The following is a 17759-nucleotide window of genomic DNA, read 5'->3' as shown; positions in this document are numbered from 1 at the left end:
TGAGTATTCCAAGTTCAAAAATGTTTTACAACAAGTGCACCAACTCTGTAGTTTGGTTTGGCCTAACTATCCAAAAAAGCAGTTGAATTATCTTTGGTCAAAATAAACTCTTCGCTAGGGTCTACCAAAATCCGGTCTTTCATTGCCTCCCTACCTAACAGCATCAGATTAGTCATAGTAGATCGATCCGTTAAGGTTAGTTTGATCTTCCAAGTTTCGCCGCCCAGTTTTATGGCTGTTTTAATAACAACGCGTTTTTCTTTGTCGGCGGAAGAACTTTTTACTGTTTTCTTTCCGCTTAGCGGGGCGGTAGCAGTTATGATTTTTTCAACATTATGGACGTCCGGATGTATATCAAAGCGTACTCTCCGTTTACCCTCAACAACAAATTCCTCAATATTATCAACATGCAAGGATGAGGTAGCAGCGCCGGTGTCCACTCGCATTTGCAAGTCGGTAATCCCTAATTCCGGAATATCACATAGCTCTAGTGCACCTACGAGTATTTTATCGGGATATTTTGTCATTTTTCACAAGATCTTCTTTGGTTAGACAGGGAGGTCGAGCATGGGCTTCGAGTCTGGGAGCGACATTAATTTCGGTGGTTAGACTTCTAAAGATTGTATGTCAATAAATGGCTGGAGCCTACACTTTATTGCCCCACCTTTGGGAGTGCGGCTCTCACGCCGGAAGACCGTATATTCCATTTAACTCTGCTCCGTCGATTCGTGTTAAATGCGAACAGATGGCTTGCGAATTTTCCAATCCGGCTAGGGTGATGGTTTATTTTTATCTAACTGCTCTTTCCCTCGATCATATACCCACATCAATTTAATTCAAAAATTTAGGATGCTAATTGATGAATCAAAGAACCGATAGCTATTGCTCATCGAAATATCGGCGACGACCGCACTTTACTATATTGAATAATATTATTAGCTTTGGCTGGAAACTAGCAATCTAAGGCCAAGTGCAGCAAACAGGCCTGCGCTCACTCTGAGAAGCCATTTCCTGACCGGCTGACTCACTGCCAACTTCTTACTGCTTACCGAGGAAACCCATGCAATAAAGTGACACCAAATCATGGCATTGAGATTAAAGATAAAACCGAGAAGCAAAAATGCTAAGGCCTTACTGTCGCTGGATTCTGATATAAATTGCGGCATAAACGCTAAAAAGAAGATCGCCACTTTGGGATTGAATAAGTTGGTGATGAGTCCCTGCGCATATACTCGTTGTAAAGAGGCCTTCGCAGGCCTGATATCGCTCATTTGCTTCTGCTCGGCACTATCTCTAAAAATGCTTAGCGCCATATAGAGTAGATACACGGCCCCACAGATTTTAACGACCGTGAATGCTATGGAAGACGTCGCTAATATTGCCGACAAACCGAAGGTAGCCGCTAGAATATGTAGAAAGGTGCCGCTGCCAACACCCAGAGCAGCCGCCGAACCAGCCTTAAAGCCTTGCGTCGCCGCCCTACCCACAATTAGCAATGAGTCTGGCCCGGGAATTAAATTTAGTAAAATCCCAGAGACAATAAACAAGAATAAATTTTCGATACCAAACACGGTATTGTCCTCTTTAATCAAGGCCGGAAGCCACGCAACTATTATGGCAAGAAGGCCGGCCAAGTACTAACCATAGGTCATAGGCAGTGGATAATCGGGCGCAGCATTTTAAGTCAAACAGTCATCACTGCTTTTCCCTACGTCCCTGCTTGGGATCATAGCTGCGCGCCAAAGCTTCAAGTGCTTTAGTGAAACACATCAGCCACTGATGTTGCTACTTCGAGCCGTGGTATCAGAACCGTGTTCCAATAAAATCTTAAGCGTTGAGCGAATATAGCAATGTGATTTCCTCATCGCGCAGCATAACCATCAGGTGAGCAAGGCGATGGCATTAGCGGTCTATTGATACAAACGAGACGGGGGAATTATAGGGGATTACTTTCAAGGCTTAGATTTCAGGGAATAGATTTCAGGAAATAGATTTCGCTGCGGTACGTGTGCCGCCGGGAGCGGCATAGCGCGTTGTCACTGCCTTTAAAACCGAGGTCATACTGGCCCGGTTTTAAAGGCAATATAGGCATTAGCCTAATAGGGCCATTTGCTCTTTATAATCTAGAGCAATCGCGTCATCCAGTGTTTTTAACAAACCGGCACGCACCTTCAACTTGGTGCCTTGGTAGGCCGCCAGATTCAATCCAGCCAAACGGTTTGCTTCGGTCGTAGCCGCCGTCATTAGCTCATCGGCAGGAACTATTTTATCGAGGAAACCCGCGGCAATGGCGTCCTGTGGTGAGAACATTTCGGCGGTGTTCACGGAGCGCTGAAAGTAGGACGGCGTCAAACGCGCACGGGGCAACTCAATACCCACGTGATGCATGGTCATACCAATCTGCACTTCATTCAGGCCAAGCAGGAATGGACCATCTACACCAATACGGTAATCGCAGGCCAGTAGGGTAAAGCAGCCCTGCGCGATAGAATGGCCAGTACAAACACCCAGCACCGGTGCAGGAAAAGCGAGTAAGCGGCGACATAGGGTCGAGCCGGCCTTAACCATTTCGATGCCCGCGCGAGCGTCGGCTTGGAAGACCTTTAAATCAAAGCCCGCAGAAAAGATTCCTGGCTGACCAACAATCATCACCACTGCCGCCTGATCTAGTTCAGCCTGATCTAGCGCGCCGTTAATGGCCGCAATATGGTCAGGAGACATCGCATTTACCTTGCCATTTTGCATGGTAATCGTGGCAATTTTGCCTTCAAGTTGGTAGTTAACAAGATTGTTCATTATAGCTTCCCTAGTGTTCTCACCGAAAACATTGATCAGCCATTCTACGTAACTCACCCATAAGCCGCCAGCTTTTACGGCAGAATAATCGTACCGAGAGCGAGGGGACCGGAATTAGTATGCTGCGCAGCATCGATTGCAGACCGGCATATTGAATCGCAGGCAACACTGAGCTTAGAAAAGGCGTATCGGGCCGACGTTCAAGAGCGCAGGAAAATCGTGAACAGACTGAATAGAGGCAATTTAATATTTTGAATATTCAAGCGGTATATATTCAATAAAAAAATAAGGGGGGGATTTCGTCGCCGCGACACCAACAAGGCGGTATTGCGGCGAGAATCGCGCTGACTATGATCTCAAACCAGTTCAGCGCGAAAGGGGCGATTAACGAACTTCAAATAGACCCGCCGCGCCCATGCCGCCACCTACGCACATGGTAACAACAACGTATTTAACACCGCGACGCTTACCTTCGATCAAAGCGTGCATCACCATGCGTGCGCCACTCATGCCATAGGGGTGACCAATAGAAATTGCACCACCATTGACGTTTAAGTTTTCGTTTGGAATGCCCAACTTATCGCGGCAGTAAATAACCTGAACCGCAAAGGCTTCGTTTAGCTCCCACAAGCCAATATCGTCCATAGTTAGACCATTGCGCTTGAGCAATTTGGGAATGGCAAAGATCGGACCAATACCCATCTCATCTGGCTCGCAACCCGCAACCGCCATACCACGGTAGATACCCAGTGGCTCAATATTGCGCTGTGATGCGAGGGTGCCATCCATCAATACGACTGCAGCAGCGCCATCGGATAGCTGCGAAGCATTACCTCCGGTGATGCAACCACCCTCGCGGACAGTTCTCAGTCCCTGCAGGCCTTCTAGAGTAGTGCTGGGACGGTTGCCTTCGTCTTGGCTCAGCGTCACCGACTCTTCACTAGTCTCACCGGTTTCTTTGTTGGTCACCAACTTGGTGGCCGTTACCGGAATAATCTCGTCGTCAAACTTACCCGCCGCCTGCGCCGCAGCAGTACGCATTTGCGACTGTAAAGCGTACTCGTCCTGGGCATCGCGACTGATGCCGTAGCGCTTAGCGACAATCTCGGCGGTATCCAGCATGGCCATATAAATATTGGGTGAATTGGCGATAGCCATCGGATCGACCAGCTTATGCATATTCATATGTTCGTTTTGCACTAAGCTGATCGACTCGCAACCGCCGGCGACCAGCATTGGCGCGCCGTCGGTAATAATTTGCTTGGCGCCGGTAGCGATCGCCATCAAGCCCGACGAGCACTGACGATCCATAGTGATACCGGACACAGTCGTTGGTAAGCCAGCAGCGATCGCGGCCATACGACCTAAATTCATGGACTGGGTGCCCTGCTCCAAGGCTGCGCCAATCAGGCAGTCATCAATTTCATTTGGGTCAATTCCAGCCCGTTCAACCGCAGCCTTAATGGCGTGGGCAGCCATGGACGGCGACTCTAAATTATTAAACGCACCACGATAAGCTTTGGCAATAGGCGTACGGGCGGCGGATACAATAACGGCATCTTTCATAGCATCGATCTCTTTTTGATTAGACATCCTGCCTGAGGCGGCAATCTCTGCCGCAACACAGGTCTATGGTTATTTTACAAAATAAGGTGGCACTAAGATTTCAGTTGAGACATTGCTTTAGTCAAAAACTTCTCAGTTTGTTTGCTGCCGGATTCGAGATTCTGCTGCTTACTGGTGTCGTTCACCGCATCCCACTGGGCAGCAATTTCCTCTGGGGTTTGCTGGTCGGCCGCAAGGAAAATACCATCGGTTTCAAACAAGCGTGTACTCGCATAGCCGCCGGCACCCGCACACAGAATCTGACGTGTTGGCGAGTCTTTGTGACACAGCAACAAGGCGCCGGCAGTAACGGCTTCAGGCGTCAACAGGTCGAGCATTTCTTTAGGCATTAAGTCTTCTGTCATGCGCGTACCGGCGGTTGGCGACAGGGCATTAACACGAATATTGTTTTTTGCACCTTCCAACACCAGCGTATTCATTAGGCCCAACACCGCCATTTTGGCAGCGCCATAGTTACTCTGGCCAAAGTTGCCGTACATACCGCTTGAGGATGTGGTCATAACAATGCGACCGTAATTTTGCTGGCGCATTATTTCCCAAACCGCTTTACAGCAATTTACTGATCCCATTAGATGAACATCTAGGACCAGTTTAAAATCGTCTAAGGTCATTTTGGCGAAGGTCTTATCGCGCAATATGCCGGCATTGTTGATGAGGATATCAACGCGGCCCCATTTGGCCATTGCCTGTGCAACCATATCTTCAACTTCAGCAAAGTTGGCTACATTGGCGCCGTGAGCCATTGCCTCACCGCCATTTTTTTCTATTAAGGCCACCACTTCCATCGCCGCTTCTGAGGAAGCGCCGCTGCCGTCTCTGGATGCGCCTAGATCGTTAATAACAACCCTCGCACCACGTTCGGCCAACGCCAGTGCATGACTGCGACCCAGACCATTACCTGCGCCTGTGACTATTGCTACTTGTCCATCAAATCTAATTGTCATTTTTTTATATTCTCCTTTAAGCAACCATTTGCATACTGAGCCATTCCGCCACACAGGCGGGCTTGTCTTCACCTTCGATTTCTATTGTCACCTGGGTCTTAAACAAATACTGACCGGGCTTATTTGAGCTTATGTCTAAAATTTTTGGAACCGCGCGAATACGCTTATCCACTTTTACCGGAGCAAGGAATCTGACTTTATCAAAGCCGTAGTTCACGCCCATATAAAAACCGTTGATTATGAGACTATATTCCTCGGCAAAATGCGAGAGCATAGAAAGACTCAAAAAGCCGTGGGCAATTGTACTGCCAAAAGGCGTGGCTTTGGCTTTTTCTGGATCGACGTGAATAAACTGGTGATCCAAGGTGCAGTCGGCAAATTTATTAATGGTTTCTTGGGTAACCGTAAACCAAGCCGTTGGCTCCGACTCATATCCAATCTTGTCGAATACCTGTTCTTTATCAACAAATGTCACCATGGGGCAACCCTCCTTTTTTTAATTATGCTTAGAACCAGTCGGCCTGCATGTCGTAGCAGCTACTATCAAGATCAGTCAGAATTTTAGACCAAACATGGATTTGAGGAAGCTCAAAGCTAAAGAAATAACGTGTGGCCTGAAGCTTACCCTGATAGAAATTACGGTCGCTCTCATGTGGCGATTTAGCCAATGCATCAACTGCAACTATCGCCTGCTTGAGCCACAGCCAGCCAATAACCACGTTGCCAAATAGCTCTAGGTATTTCACCGAATTAGATAAGACCATATCAATATTTTTATCTAACATCGATGTTAGCAGGAGCTCGGTGGTGCTTTTAAGCACAGCAACAGATTCTGCCATTTGCTCAGCTAAGGCGCCCAGATCAGTGCGTTTTGAGGCCTGCTCTATGGTTGCCTGAAATTCACCCAGCATCAGTGAATAGCCCGCCATATTGTTCATTGGCACCTTGCGCGCAAGTAAGTCTAGCGACTGAATACCAGTGGTGCCTTCATGAATTGGGTTTAAGCGATTGTCGCGATAGAACATCTCTACCGGATGATCATTGGTATAACCCGCTCCGCCCAAGACCTGTATGGCAAGATCATTGGCTTTGGGACCGTATTCAGAGGGCCAGGTTTTAACGATTGGGGTAATGAAATCCAGTAGCGTCTGCGCGTACTTCCGAGCTTCTTCGGTGTCGGCGGTATGGCTGTCATCCGCCAATTGGGCGCCAAACAGACACAGCGCCATGGCGCCTTCTGAGTAGGCTTTTTGGGCAAGTAACATCCGCCGCACATCGGCGTGCTCAATAATATTAACCGGCGCTGACAAGGGGTCTTTGCTCGATGGCAGACGACCCTGGGGACGCTCTTTGGCATAGTATAAAGAATACTGATAACCGGTGAGGGCTAAGGTCGCCGCGCCAGTGCCTACCATGATTCGGGCTTCATTCATCATGTGGAACATGCACATCAGGCCACGATTTTCCTCGCCGACTAGATACCCCACCGCCCCGCCATTTTCACCAAAGTTCAAGGCGCAGGATGTTTGACCGCGGCCACCCATCTTGTGGAATAGACCCGCTAAGACAACATCATTGCGCTCACCCAGTGAGCCATCTTCATTGACAAGAAATTTGGGAACGATAAACAGTGAAATACCCTTGGTGCCTTTTGGCGCATCTTTAATGCGGGCCAGTACCAAATGCACAATATTTTCGTTGAGGTCGTGATCCCCCCCTGAGATATAGATTTTATTGCCGGTGATGCGGTAGCTGCCATCCTCAGCCTTAACGGCGCTGGTGGTGAGATCACCCAAGCCCGAGCCAGCACTGGGCTCAGTCATGGCCATGGTGCCGGCAAATCGTCCCGCGTGCATGGGCTCAACCCAGGTTTTAATTTGCTCTGGGCTACCATAGGCTTCAATTAAGCTGGCATTGGCTGAGGTGAGCGCCATATAACCGATAGTGGTACTGCCGGTGGCAGTTAAGTAGGCACTTACCATTGCGGCCACTATGGGTGGTAACTGCATTCCACCCAATTCAAAATCAGCCGTGGTTGCACCTAAGCCGGCCGCCTGAGCAGCATCTAAAGCCTGTTTGATCTCGGGGATCATAATGACCTTTTCGCCGTCAAAGGTCGGCTGGTTACTATCTATCTTTTGACGAATAGGCAAAAAGTATTTTGTGGCTATTTGCTGGGCAGTATTAATTGCCGCATTAAACGTCTCTATCGAATGATCAGCGTAACGGGCTCTATTAATGAGCTTTTCAGCATCAAATAGTTCGTAGAGCATAAACTGGATATCGCGTTCAGAGAGTATTGCCGCTGTCATATTATCTGACCTCATTGTTATGTAGACACACATTCTGACCAATTGACGATTAAGCCACCACGACACCCAATGTCTAGATAAAATAGACGGGGCAGCTTGGCGGCTAATAAAACAATAGCGGGTGCGCTAAAGTCTGATCTAAGGCATCACCAAAGGTGTCTGCCTCGTCCTCAGGATACATGGTAATAATGCTTAGTTGGGGCTCAGACGCGAAGGCGCTAGGACCCAAGGCCCCCACCATGGTGCCCACACTAAAAAACCGCTTTAACTCGCCATCAATGTCTAATTGCACCCGAAAACTCGCCATAGGCTCGGTGCGCGCGGCCCGCTGCGGCCAATCTGAGGGCACACTGGGATAGGCTTGCAGGCGCGCAATGGTGTCGTTCGCGACGTCGGTACCAGAGAACAGGGCCGTTTGCTGAATAGACATCAAAATAGCCGACAGGGTGTCCGGCCAATCGCTGAGGATATTACCGGCACCGGAGTTACTAAATATAAAGTCGTAAAAATTGGTGACCGATGCCAGTGCCTCTTCGCTCACAATTCGCGAGTAAAAGCTTACCCAGCCGCGGTTGACCATTAGGATATTGGCCGAGCTGTCCACTACCGAGGCGGGAAACGGGTCTAGCGCCCGCAGGTTCATCATCAAGGCCTTGCGAAGCCATTTTAACTCAGGCGCATTGAAGTCGACCCGCTCTTCTCTGGGAGCGTAGCCGGCGGCGATCAATAAATGGGTTAAGTCACGCCGGCCCAGCCCCATGACTCTGGCAATATCTAGCACTATGGCTTCACTGGGCCGACTATTACCATTTTCAAGGCGACTAATATGGCGCGGAGAGCTATTTAAGCGATCCGCCAGATCTTCCTGACTAAGCTGATGGACGCCGCGCCAAAACTTAAGAAAACGCCCGAAAACCGGTTTTGAACTATTATTTTCCATTCACACTGTTATCACGAAATAAGGACAAGCTGGCGCCATCAAAGCAGTTAGGGAGCTGCACGTAAAGTCCTATCGGGTTTCGATTTTCCGTGATACCCGCTCCCCCATCGCATCCTCTACCCAAACGGCGGCATAGCCTTTTATGAGCTGACCTTTGACAAAATACTCCTTACCGGCTTCTAGGGTGACAAGCACATCGCCTTCCGCTTTATAGATGTTGTTCAGTAGTGAAAAAAACGGCACCGTTAAATAATTTACCGCGCGAATATGCAATAACTGCTTGCCCGCAGGAACCGGGTGACGCCCCTTACACACATCTGCTCCCAGTTGGCTATTGGCGCCGTCGTTGTAGGTGCAAGAAGAGCTGGCGTATATGGGTTTATCACCTATCATCGATAATTCATAAAAATGCCACTTGATCAACGACACTTTTTTAATGCCATCATTAAGATGCGCTACAGGGCCGCTGTAAGTGATTGGAGTATTAGGCGTTTGCGCACAAGCTGCCAATAGCAAACAGGCAAAAAATACTGCGAACAACTTTTGTCTTGTCATTTTTCCACCGACTTCATTAATAGCCCGATAAGCGCCGTTGCAAAAGCGCGTGCTCACGCATCATTGAAACATAAACTGACGCTACTACCCTTTTGGCATTAAACATAAAATGGCCAAGTAATCATAGTTAGACTGCTTCGAGCTTTAATACAGCCATAGCAGAAATCAATCCTAACAGCATCCATATCACCAGCAAGGCATCCGCCAGCTAAAAAGTCGGCGCTCAACCTGTGACCCTCGACTTCCCTAGATAATGAATACCTTGGCGACGGTTGATGGTAGGCTGCTATTAAGTAAAAAAATAATCATAAGTCTAAATAGACTTTTTCAGGAGACCGACGCTATGAGCAACGACACTATTACATCCGGCCTGCAACTGCGGTCATTAGTTACTGAGGATGGCCACCTAAAGTTATTTTTACAATCAGCAGCGGTGCCAGAACCCGGCGCAGACGAAGTGATAGTAAGAATTGAAGCGACCCCTATTAACCCATCAGACCAGATGACGCTCATCATACCTGCGGATGTAAGCACCGGCGAAACCACTGGAACCGGCGCTGACACCAGCTATACCGCTAAATTACGCAAAGGCATTGAGAACCGCGTACAAGCCAGGGTCGGCAAACCACTGTCTATCGGTAACGAGGGCGCGGGCACAGTTGTAAAAGCCGGTAGCAGCGACGCCGCGCAAGCCCTACTGGGCAAAACCGTGGCAGTCTTAGACGGCGCGCTATATTGCCAGTATCGCAAGGTCAATATTATGCAGTGCATGCCACTGAACGAGGGCACTACTGCAAGGGAGGCCGCGTCTTGCTTTGTAAACCCACTTACCGCACTGGGGTTTGTAGAGACCATGCGAATGGAAGGCCACAAAGCGATTATCCATACTGCTGCGGCGTCGAATTTAGGCCAAATGCTCAACCGAATTTGCCTCAAAGACGGCGTCGACTTAATCAATATTGTGCGCAAAAAGGAGCAGGCCGACTTACTAAAAGCTCAGGGCGCGAAGTATATATGCAATTCCAGTGACGATACTTTTACGGCCGACCTGACCACCGCTATTGAAGAAACCGGCGCTTACATCGCCTTCGACGCCACCGGCGGCGGCACCCTAGGGAGCCAAATTCTAAGCTGCATGGAAAAAGCGGCGCTGAAAGGTGAGAAACATCCCGGACCTTATGGCTCCACCACATTTAAACAGCTATATATTTACGGTGGTTTGGATATGTCACCCACCATTCTTAACCGTAACTTTGGCTTTAGCTGGGGTATCAGTGCTTGGCTTCTCACGCCTTTCACACAAAAGGTCGGCATGGCGAAAACAATGGAATTGCGCAAGCGTGTCGCCAATGAGCTGCGCAGCACCTTTGCTAGCCATTACAGCGATGAAATTTCTCTGATAGAGGCGCTTGATAAAGATATTGTTGCCGCGTATAGCCAGCAAGCTACCGGAAGAAAATTCCTGATTAATCCATCAAAATAGCGGGGGCACACAATATGAGGTCGCTAGTTAAATTATAAGGATAAATCTAGCGATCCCTGCTTGCTCTTGAATGTTTAAAGAACTAAGCCGCCCCCAACACTGGCGTGAGCAAAGCCCATTAAAAGGACGGGGTATTTATCTACCGAATATAGCTACTATAAGCGGCACCGCAGCTATACTCAAAACCACCACTCTATCCATCTGTTCCAGATAGGCAGGTGAATTGATTATAAAAACAAGCTTGGACTCAAATATCACGCTGGCGGAAATTTGTCTTTAAAACCGCAATTAGTATGAAGTTCGAGATATTTCCATAACAATAAATAGCGGGAATCAACTTTATGAGTGCTGATTATAAAGACACGGCTAAAAGCAGTCCCAAACCTAGTGACAACGTCACGCCGCCACAATCCAAGACAACAAGCGCGGCTTATTACTCGCTCGGTGTTCTAACCATTGTTTATAGTTTTAATTTTATAGATCGGCAATTACTCGCTATTCTTCAAGAACCTATTAAGGCCGACTTAGGTTTAAGCGACTCACATCTGGGCCTGCTCACCGGATTTGCCTTTGCCGCATTTTATGTGACCGCGGGCATTCCCATTGCCCGCTGGGCAGACCGCGCCAACCGCCGCAATATTGTTGCCCTAGCTGTCTTTATCTGGAGCTTTATGACCAGCATTAGTGGCCTAGCGCAAAACTTCGTGCAGCTCTTATTTGCTCGAATTGGTGTTGGTGTCGGCGAAGCCGGTGGCAGCCCGCCCTCCCACTCAATCATTTCCGATATTTTTCCTGTTGAGAAGCGCGCAACGGCAATGGGCCTTTATTCTTCTGGGGTCAGTATTGGCATTCTTTTCGGCTTTTTACTAGGTGGCTGGCTAAACGAATTTTTCGGTTGGCGAGTTGCGTTTGTCGTGGTTGGACTGCCGGGTATATTACTGGCGATTATCGTTAGATTTACAATGGATGAGCCTGAGCGTGGCCAATCCGAATCAAGGAAGGCAAGCTCGACCCAAGCATCACTGCGAGAAGTATTTTCCGTGCTGTGGAACCGGCACTCATTCCGCTACCTGTCCATCGGCGCAGCGCTAAACGCCTTTGCGGGATACGCAACGGCGAACTGGATAGCCTCCTTTATGATTCGCAGCCATAGCATGACGACCGGCGAGCTAGGTACATGGCTGGCAGCGATATTGGGCTTGGGCGGCGCTATAGGTATGATTTCCTGCGGATACCTTTCTGACAAGCTGGGTAAAACCGACAAGCGCTGGTATATGTGGACGCCCATGCTCGCACTGCTTATCGGCATTCCCTTCAACATTGCAGCATTCACGGTTGAGAGCAAGTACGTGGCCCTAATGTGTCTTATCATTCCGGGCATTGTTATAAATAGCTTTCTTGGCAATGTTATTGCCATGACTCACGGATTGGTGGGTCTGGGCATGCGCGCCACAGCGTCAGCTGCGCTATTTTTTATCATCAATATAATTGGCTTAGGATTGGGGCCGTGGAGTGTCGGCATTCTCAGCGACATACTCACACCTAGTTTGGGTAGCTCTGCCTTGGGTACCGCCCTGCTCTATATCGTGCCACCGATAATGGCCTTAGCGGCAATATCGTTCTACGCGGCATCACGACAGTTGAGGGCAGATTTAGCCCTAGCGCCGGACTGAGGCGTCAAGTTATGGGCGCCTATTGAAGGGCGCCATTGACCTCGCCTAATAAACGATCAAAGGGAATGTCCCTAGTCGTAGTATGTATCGACGACTTCTCTCGCCACACGCATAGCTGAAAGCGCGGCCGGGTAGCCGCAATACGCAGCTGCATGCATGATAATTTCGCGAATCTCTTCAGGGCTGACGCCATTATTAAGCGCGCCGCGAATATGACCTTTCAGCTCTCCGTGCGCCTGCAACGCAATTAACATAGACACCGTGACAATGCTGCGTGTTTTACGATCTAGGCCATCTCGGGTCCATACTCCGCCCCAAGCGTGCTCCATTGCCGCCTCTTGCAACGGCATATCAAAAGCGCTGGCATTGCCCAGCGAAGCATCCACATGGGCGCTGCCCATGACCTGTCGACGAATAACTTCGCCGGCTTTTTGATCGTCAATACTCATAAAAATCCACTAATAGCCATTTGTCTAAAACAGAGTGTGTAAGCAATTATAATATTATCGGTATATGGCTGACTAACAACTATTTAACTGCCTTCTTAATAAGCAGGGCATCACCCTTGCTGGCTATGCTTTATAACATGGATATAGCAAAGCCCTCGTTAACGCCCCGCAGATACCCGCAGCATTGATCATCAGCACGCGCGTCCGAGTAGCAAACGAAAAATGTCACTGTGTTAGGCGTATCTGATATGCGAATACTCGCTTATGCACATCAAGCCCCCCACCATTTTAAAGCCTGCGCCCCACAGTATGCATAGTTACCACGCCAATATGCATAGCCGCTAAAAATGATAGGTCGGGTGGCTACTAATAGGGGGGGGGCGCATCCACCTACAATCCACCAACATGCTAGCTTAACTATAACAACGAGAGCCGGTGATCATGATTGAAAATGTAAAAACCGAATACGCCATGACCTTAGTAGGCGAGATAAATGCACCTGTCGCGATAAATAATCGCTTAATTTTCAACGTATTGCGTGGAAACTTTGAAGGGCCAGGCATCACCGGTGAAATGCAGCAGCCAGCTGGCGACTGGATTCAAGTTATGCCCAATGGTCATTGGAGACTGGACGTACGCTTCACCATTTTACTCGATGACGGAAACCACGCTTACGTCAACTATAGCGGCGTAGTGCATATGAACGAAAGTTTTCAAGCTCGCATCGGGGCTGGCGAAACCATCACCGGCGACGAAATATACTTCCGATCTGCCCCATATATAGAAACAAACTCTGAAAAATACGCTTGGCTAAACGAATATGTTTTCATCGGAAAACTTCGGACATTTGGCGGTGGAAAAGTCATATATGACATCTTTAAAGTGCTTTAATAAAAGCAGAATGGAGCCGCTCTAGTGAGATCACTCGAAGCAAATATCGTAGAAGAATATATGCGTAATGAGGCCGCAAAGCTTGCTCAGGGAAAAGCTGAAGACTTTGTTGACGGTCTTCGACAAACCGTCGAGCGCATATTTACTGGTCGAGAGGATAAACCTCAGGCCATGCTCTCTATGCTAACCATGAGCGCAGATAGCAGTACCGTGGAAATTCAGCTTGGCGATACTGTTTGCGAATGGGTTACTCATGTCGATTCAGATCCGGGCCGACGACTACTTTATGTGCACGGTGGTGGTGGCCTAGCCGGCTCGGCATCTACACATAGGGCGCTTGCTTCTCGTATTGCCGCACAAACCGCTTGCGTGGTTTTGAGTGTCAATTATCGCCTTGCACCGGAGCACCCCTACCCGGCGGCGTTAGACGATTGCCTAAACACCGCAAATTGGCTAGCGATGAATTCACCAAATGGCCGCAGTGAAGCCGATCATTTATTCATGGTCGGCGACTCTGCCGGTGGCGGTCTGGTTTTAGCGACGCTCCTGCATCGGCGCAACGCTCTTCAAAAACAGCCCAGCGCCGCCGCGACTCTGTCGGCACTAACAGATTTCACTGCCCAGTCGAAGTCGATGGTAGACAACCAAGCCTCAGATGCCCTGCTATCAGCACCGGCTATTTTGGCTGCGGGAGCCTTATATTCCGGAGGCCTAGATCCCAATAGTGCTGAGATATCTCCCTTGCAGGCAAAGATAGAAAATCTTCCCCCACTGCTCATGCAGGTCAGTGGCTCTGAAGTACTGCTCGACGATTCTAAGACATTTATGCGGGAGCATTTGGCTAGCGGGGGCGAAGGCGAGCTGAGTGTCTACCCGGGCATGGTTCATGTCTGGCACGCTTTCGCACCGTATTTGCCTGAAGCAAATAGCGCCATCACAGAGCTTTCTACCTTCATTGGCCGGTATAGATCTTAGGCGCATTTAAGAAAATAAATAATGAATCATGGCTTGTCACTATTTGCGCCGAGCCGTGATTACCACACATGAATTTGCGAGAAGGAAGTATTATGGAAACCGTTAAACTCGATTACACAGCGTATAACGAAAACATCGCGGCTAATGGCGGCCCTGGCGACTGGAAAGGCGTCAATCCCTTTGACCCTGACTATCGCATAAACCCGTACCCAGGAATAAACGCGCTGCGCGAGGCAGATCCAATAAACCTCACTCCGGTTAACACTTGGCGCATCAATCGCTTCGACGATATCCAGAACATCCTGAGAAATGCCAAAACCAGCCAAACCCTCTCCAGCGGTTTATCTCCCGGATTCGACCCCCTAGATCGGCGTGGCAGTTTTCTAGAATTTGTTCTCAATAAAGATGGTGACGAACATGCCCGCCTACGACAAATGATTGTACGTTCCATGAATATGAAGACCGTGCGCGCAATGGAAGGTGCGGTAATAGAAACTGTAAAAGAGGTTATGGATAAGGCGCTCGCCGATGGTGGCCTGGATATTATCAAAGATCTCGCGATGGTTGTGCCATCTAGAATGGTATGTACCATCATGGGTATTCCCGAGGAAGATCGAGAGATGTTCGATCGCCTCACAGCCATCAGAACGAATGGTTTCTTCGCCCGCTTCCTACCTCCAGAAGTGCAAGAACAATTGCGACAGGCCGGCAATGATATTGCTGATTACTTTGAAAAACTTGTCGCGACAAGACGAAAAAATCTCGGCAACGATCTTGTCAGTCAACTGATCATTTCTGCCGATCAAGACGGCCATATCCCCGATGAGCAATTAGCTGTTCAGGCTATCGGAATTATTGTTGCCGGCTATGAAACCACAATCGGACTCATCGGCAATGGCTGCCGCTCATTGATAGAACATCCAGATCAATTAGCGCTCTTTCGTCAGGACACTAGCCGCGTCAACGCGGTAATCGACGAGGGCTTGCGTTACGATGCACCCATTCACTTTATATGGAGAGTGCTAACCGAGCCCTTTGAAATCGGTGGCAAGCTACTCCCGAAAGATGCCGTACTCTGGCTGCATATTGCGGCGGGGAACCACGATCCCCTGCGCTTTGAAGATCCCGATACTTTCAATATTTTGCGTGAGCGCAATGCCAATGTTTCCTTCGGTGGTGGCGCTCACTTCTGTTTAGGGAATCAACTGGCCAGAATGGAAGCGCGGCATGCTTTAACCGAGTTTTCTGAGCGCACAAAACACCTGAAGATCAACGCTGGGGAGATCGTCTGGTCACCCTCATTCTTTCGCGTAATGGGTAATTATCCCGTTACCTTCTCATAAACCTAAAAGAGCTATCTAAGGATGTGCCGGCAATTGTCGGCACATCCTCATCCACCATCAAATAAAACGATAATTCTAGGAGAAACGCCGAATGTTAGCCGGTCAGATGATGACGCAAGCACTCACAATTACGTCCATTATGGAGTTTGCGGACCGCGTATTTCCCGAGGTCGAAATCGTATCCTTTACCGCTGAGAATCCACTGCATCGCTACACTCTCGCAGATGCCTTCCGGCGCAGCCGACAACTCGCCAATGCACTAGCGGCGGCAGGAGTACAAACCGGTGATCGAATCGCCACATTAGCGTGGAACGATTATCGTCATTTTGAACTATATTATGCCGTACCCTGTTCTGGCGCGGTTTGCCATACCATCAATCCGCGATTATTTCCTGAGCAAATTGACTACATTATTAATCACGCCGAAGATAAATTACTGTTTACCGATCCCGCCTTCCTTCCGCTGCTTGAACAGTCAAAAAGCACACTGCCGACGCTAACAAAGATAGTAGTCTTGACCAACGCAGCCAATATGCCTCAAACCAGCCTATCAAATATTGAAGACTACGAAAGCTTTATTGCCGACCACGCCGATCATTTCGATTGGCCAGATATTGACGAGAATACAGCCAGTGGGCTTTGTTATACCTCAGGTACAACGGGCAATCCCAAAGGTGTATTGTATAGCCATCGCTCTTGCGTACTGCATTCCTATGCAGCTGCCCTACCAGATACAATGAACCTTTCTTCTAAGGACGTAATACTACCGATCGTTCCTATGTTTCATGTCAACGCATGGAGTATTCCCTATTGCGCCGCAATGGTGGGCGCCAAGATTGTTTTCCCCGGAGCCAAAATGGGCGATGGAGAAACCTTACAGCGCTTAATTAATAGTGAACAGGTTACGATTTCTGCCGGGGTACCCACTATATGGCTGGCACTACTGAACTACCTGCGAGAAAGTGGCAAAAAAATATCAAGTCTAAAGCGGATCGTGGTGGGCGGCGCTGCCTGCCCCTTGTCAATCATAGAAGAGTTCCAGGAAAAACACGACGTATATACACATCAATCATGGGGCATGACGGAAACCAGCCCCTTAGGCGTGTTCAACACCCTTAAGTCAGGAATGGATGACCTCCCCAAAAAGGAGCTAGACCAAATTCGCCTAAAACAGGGTCGCCCGGTGTTCGGCGTTGATTTACGCATTGTCGCCGACGACGGCAGCATCCAGCCTTGGGATGGGGAGTCCATTGGCGAAGTGCGCATTAAAGGAAACTGGATTTGCAGCGCTTACTACAAATACGAAGGCAAGGCTAGCCATGACGAACATGGCTATCTGAAAACCGGCGATGTCGCCTGTATGGATAAACGTGGCTATATGCGCATTACCGACCGCAGCAAAGATGTAATTAAATCGGGCGGCGAATGGATAAGTTCCATAGAGCTAGAAAATGTAGCGGTAGGTCACCCGGCAATTCTTGAAGCAGCGGTAATCGGTATACCAGACGTAAAGTGGAGTGAACGCCCGCTACTCATTGCCGTAAAATTAGCCGGAGAAAAAATCGACGAAAAAACGCTTCTATCCTATCTAGACGGCAAAGTCGCTAAATGGTGGATACCCGAAAATGTGGTATTTGTTGATGAACTTCCCCATACCGCTACAGGGAAAGTTAGTAAAAAAGATCTCCGTAGTCAGTTCGCCAATTACATTACCAAATCATAAGGTACTAAGTGACTGCGAGTATCAAATCCCAAATAAAGTAAAGCTCACC

At 48.8% G+C, this 17759-nt stretch carries 16 protein-coding genes; 6 read left to right on the top strand and 10 right to left on the bottom strand.

Features of this window, described 5'->3' with window-relative positions:
- Nucleotides 1-62 precede the first annotated feature (62 nt).
- The 9 genes from AB4875_RS06845 to AB4875_RS06805 all read right to left on the bottom strand — a co-directional run bounded on the left by AB4875_RS06845 (nt 63) and on the right by AB4875_RS06805 (nt 9173).
- Nucleotides 63-527, bottom strand: a complete 465-nt coding sequence (locus tag AB4875_RS06845; RefSeq protein ID WP_368375308.1) for an ATP-dependent zinc protease family protein — start codon at nt 525-527, stop codon at nt 63-65.
- 408 nt (nt 528-935) lie between these two features.
- Nucleotides 936-1634, bottom strand: coding sequence for a LysE family translocator (locus AB4875_RS06840; protein WP_368375307.1), 699 nt, complete (start codon nt 1632-1634; stop codon nt 936-938).
- A 457-nt stretch (nt 1635-2091) separates the two neighbouring features.
- Nucleotides 2092-2796, bottom strand: a complete 705-nt coding sequence (locus AB4875_RS06835) for a crotonase/enoyl-CoA hydratase family protein (protein WP_368375306.1) — start codon at nt 2794-2796, stop codon at nt 2092-2094.
- Nucleotides 2797-3180: 384 nt separating this feature from the next.
- Nucleotides 3181-4362 (bottom strand): acetyl-CoA C-acyltransferase, encoded by a 1182-nt coding sequence (locus AB4875_RS06830; RefSeq protein WP_368375305.1) that lies wholly within the window; start codon nt 4360-4362, stop codon nt 3181-3183.
- 92 nt (nt 4363-4454) lie between these two features.
- A complete protein-coding gene (locus AB4875_RS06825) occupies nt 4455-5366 on the bottom strand; it encodes an SDR family NAD(P)-dependent oxidoreductase (protein ID WP_368375304.1) in 912 nt (303 codons plus the stop codon).
- A 16-nt stretch (nt 5367-5382) separates the two neighbouring features.
- Nucleotides 5383-5844, bottom strand: a complete 462-nt coding sequence (locus tag AB4875_RS06820) for a MaoC family dehydratase (RefSeq protein ID WP_368375303.1) — start codon at nt 5842-5844, stop codon at nt 5383-5385.
- Nucleotides 5845-5872: 28 nt separating this feature from the next.
- The gene (locus tag AB4875_RS06815; protein ID WP_368375302.1) at nt 5873-7678 is read right to left on the bottom strand and encodes an acyl-CoA dehydrogenase; all 1806 of its coding nucleotides are present in this window, start codon (nt 7676-7678) and stop codon (nt 5873-5875) included.
- 103 nt (nt 7679-7781) lie between these two features.
- Complete coding sequence (locus AB4875_RS06810) at nt 7782-8618, bottom strand: helix-turn-helix domain-containing protein (RefSeq protein WP_368375301.1); 837 nt, start codon at nt 8616-8618, stop codon at nt 7782-7784.
- Between the two features lie 69 nt (nt 8619-8687).
- Nucleotides 8688-9173 (bottom strand): hypothetical protein, encoded by a 486-nt coding sequence (locus AB4875_RS06805; RefSeq protein WP_368375300.1) that lies wholly within the window; start codon nt 9171-9173, stop codon nt 8688-8690.
- 343 nt (nt 9174-9516) lie between these two features.
- On the opposite strand from AB4875_RS06805, the gene AB4875_RS06800 reads away from it, so the two are divergent.
- Together AB4875_RS06800 and AB4875_RS06795 are read left to right on the top strand one after the other, a co-directional pair.
- The gene (locus AB4875_RS06800) at nt 9517-10656 is read left to right on the top strand and encodes a zinc-binding dehydrogenase (protein ID WP_368375299.1); all 1140 of its coding nucleotides are present in this window, start codon (nt 9517-9519) and stop codon (nt 10654-10656) included.
- 341 nt (nt 10657-10997) lie between these two features.
- Nucleotides 10998-12329, top strand: coding sequence for a spinster family MFS transporter (locus AB4875_RS06795; RefSeq protein WP_368375298.1), 1332 nt, complete (start codon nt 10998-11000; stop codon nt 12327-12329).
- 71 nt (nt 12330-12400) lie between these two features.
- On the opposite strand, the gene AB4875_RS06790 is transcribed toward AB4875_RS06795, so the two are convergent.
- On the bottom strand, nt 12401-12778 hold the full coding sequence (locus AB4875_RS06790) for a carboxymuconolactone decarboxylase family protein (protein ID WP_368375297.1): 378 nt from the start codon (nt 12776-12778) through the stop codon (nt 12401-12403).
- Between the two features lie 441 nt (nt 12779-13219).
- On the opposite strand from AB4875_RS06790, the gene AB4875_RS06785 reads away from it, so the two are divergent.
- The 4 genes from AB4875_RS06785 (at nt 13220) to AB4875_RS06770 (ending at nt 17710) form a co-directional block, all read left to right on the top strand.
- Nucleotides 13220-13669 carry a DUF3237 domain-containing protein gene (locus tag AB4875_RS06785; RefSeq protein WP_368375296.1) on the top strand — a complete coding sequence of 150 codons (450 nt, stop codon included), beginning with the start codon at nt 13220-13222 and terminating at the stop codon, nt 13667-13669.
- A gap of 24 nt (nt 13670-13693) precedes the next feature.
- Complete coding sequence (locus tag AB4875_RS06780) at nt 13694-14644, top strand: alpha/beta hydrolase (protein ID WP_368375295.1); 951 nt, start codon at nt 13694-13696, stop codon at nt 14642-14644.
- 92 nt (nt 14645-14736) lie between these two features.
- Nucleotides 14737-15987 (top strand): cytochrome P450, encoded by a 1251-nt coding sequence (locus AB4875_RS06775; protein WP_368375294.1) that lies wholly within the window; start codon nt 14737-14739, stop codon nt 15985-15987.
- A 91-nt stretch (nt 15988-16078) separates the two neighbouring features.
- A complete protein-coding gene (locus AB4875_RS06770; RefSeq protein WP_368375293.1) occupies nt 16079-17710 on the top strand; it encodes a long-chain fatty acid--CoA ligase in 1632 nt (543 codons plus the stop codon).
- Nucleotides 17711-17759 lie beyond the last annotated feature (49 nt).

Origin of the sequence: Zhongshania sp. R06B22, assembly GCF_040892595.1 — a bacterium.
Taxonomy (GTDB): Bacteria; Pseudomonadota; Gammaproteobacteria; order Pseudomonadales; family Spongiibacteraceae; genus Spongiibacter; species Spongiibacter arctica.
This window is presented reverse-complemented; position numbering and strand designations above follow the sequence as displayed.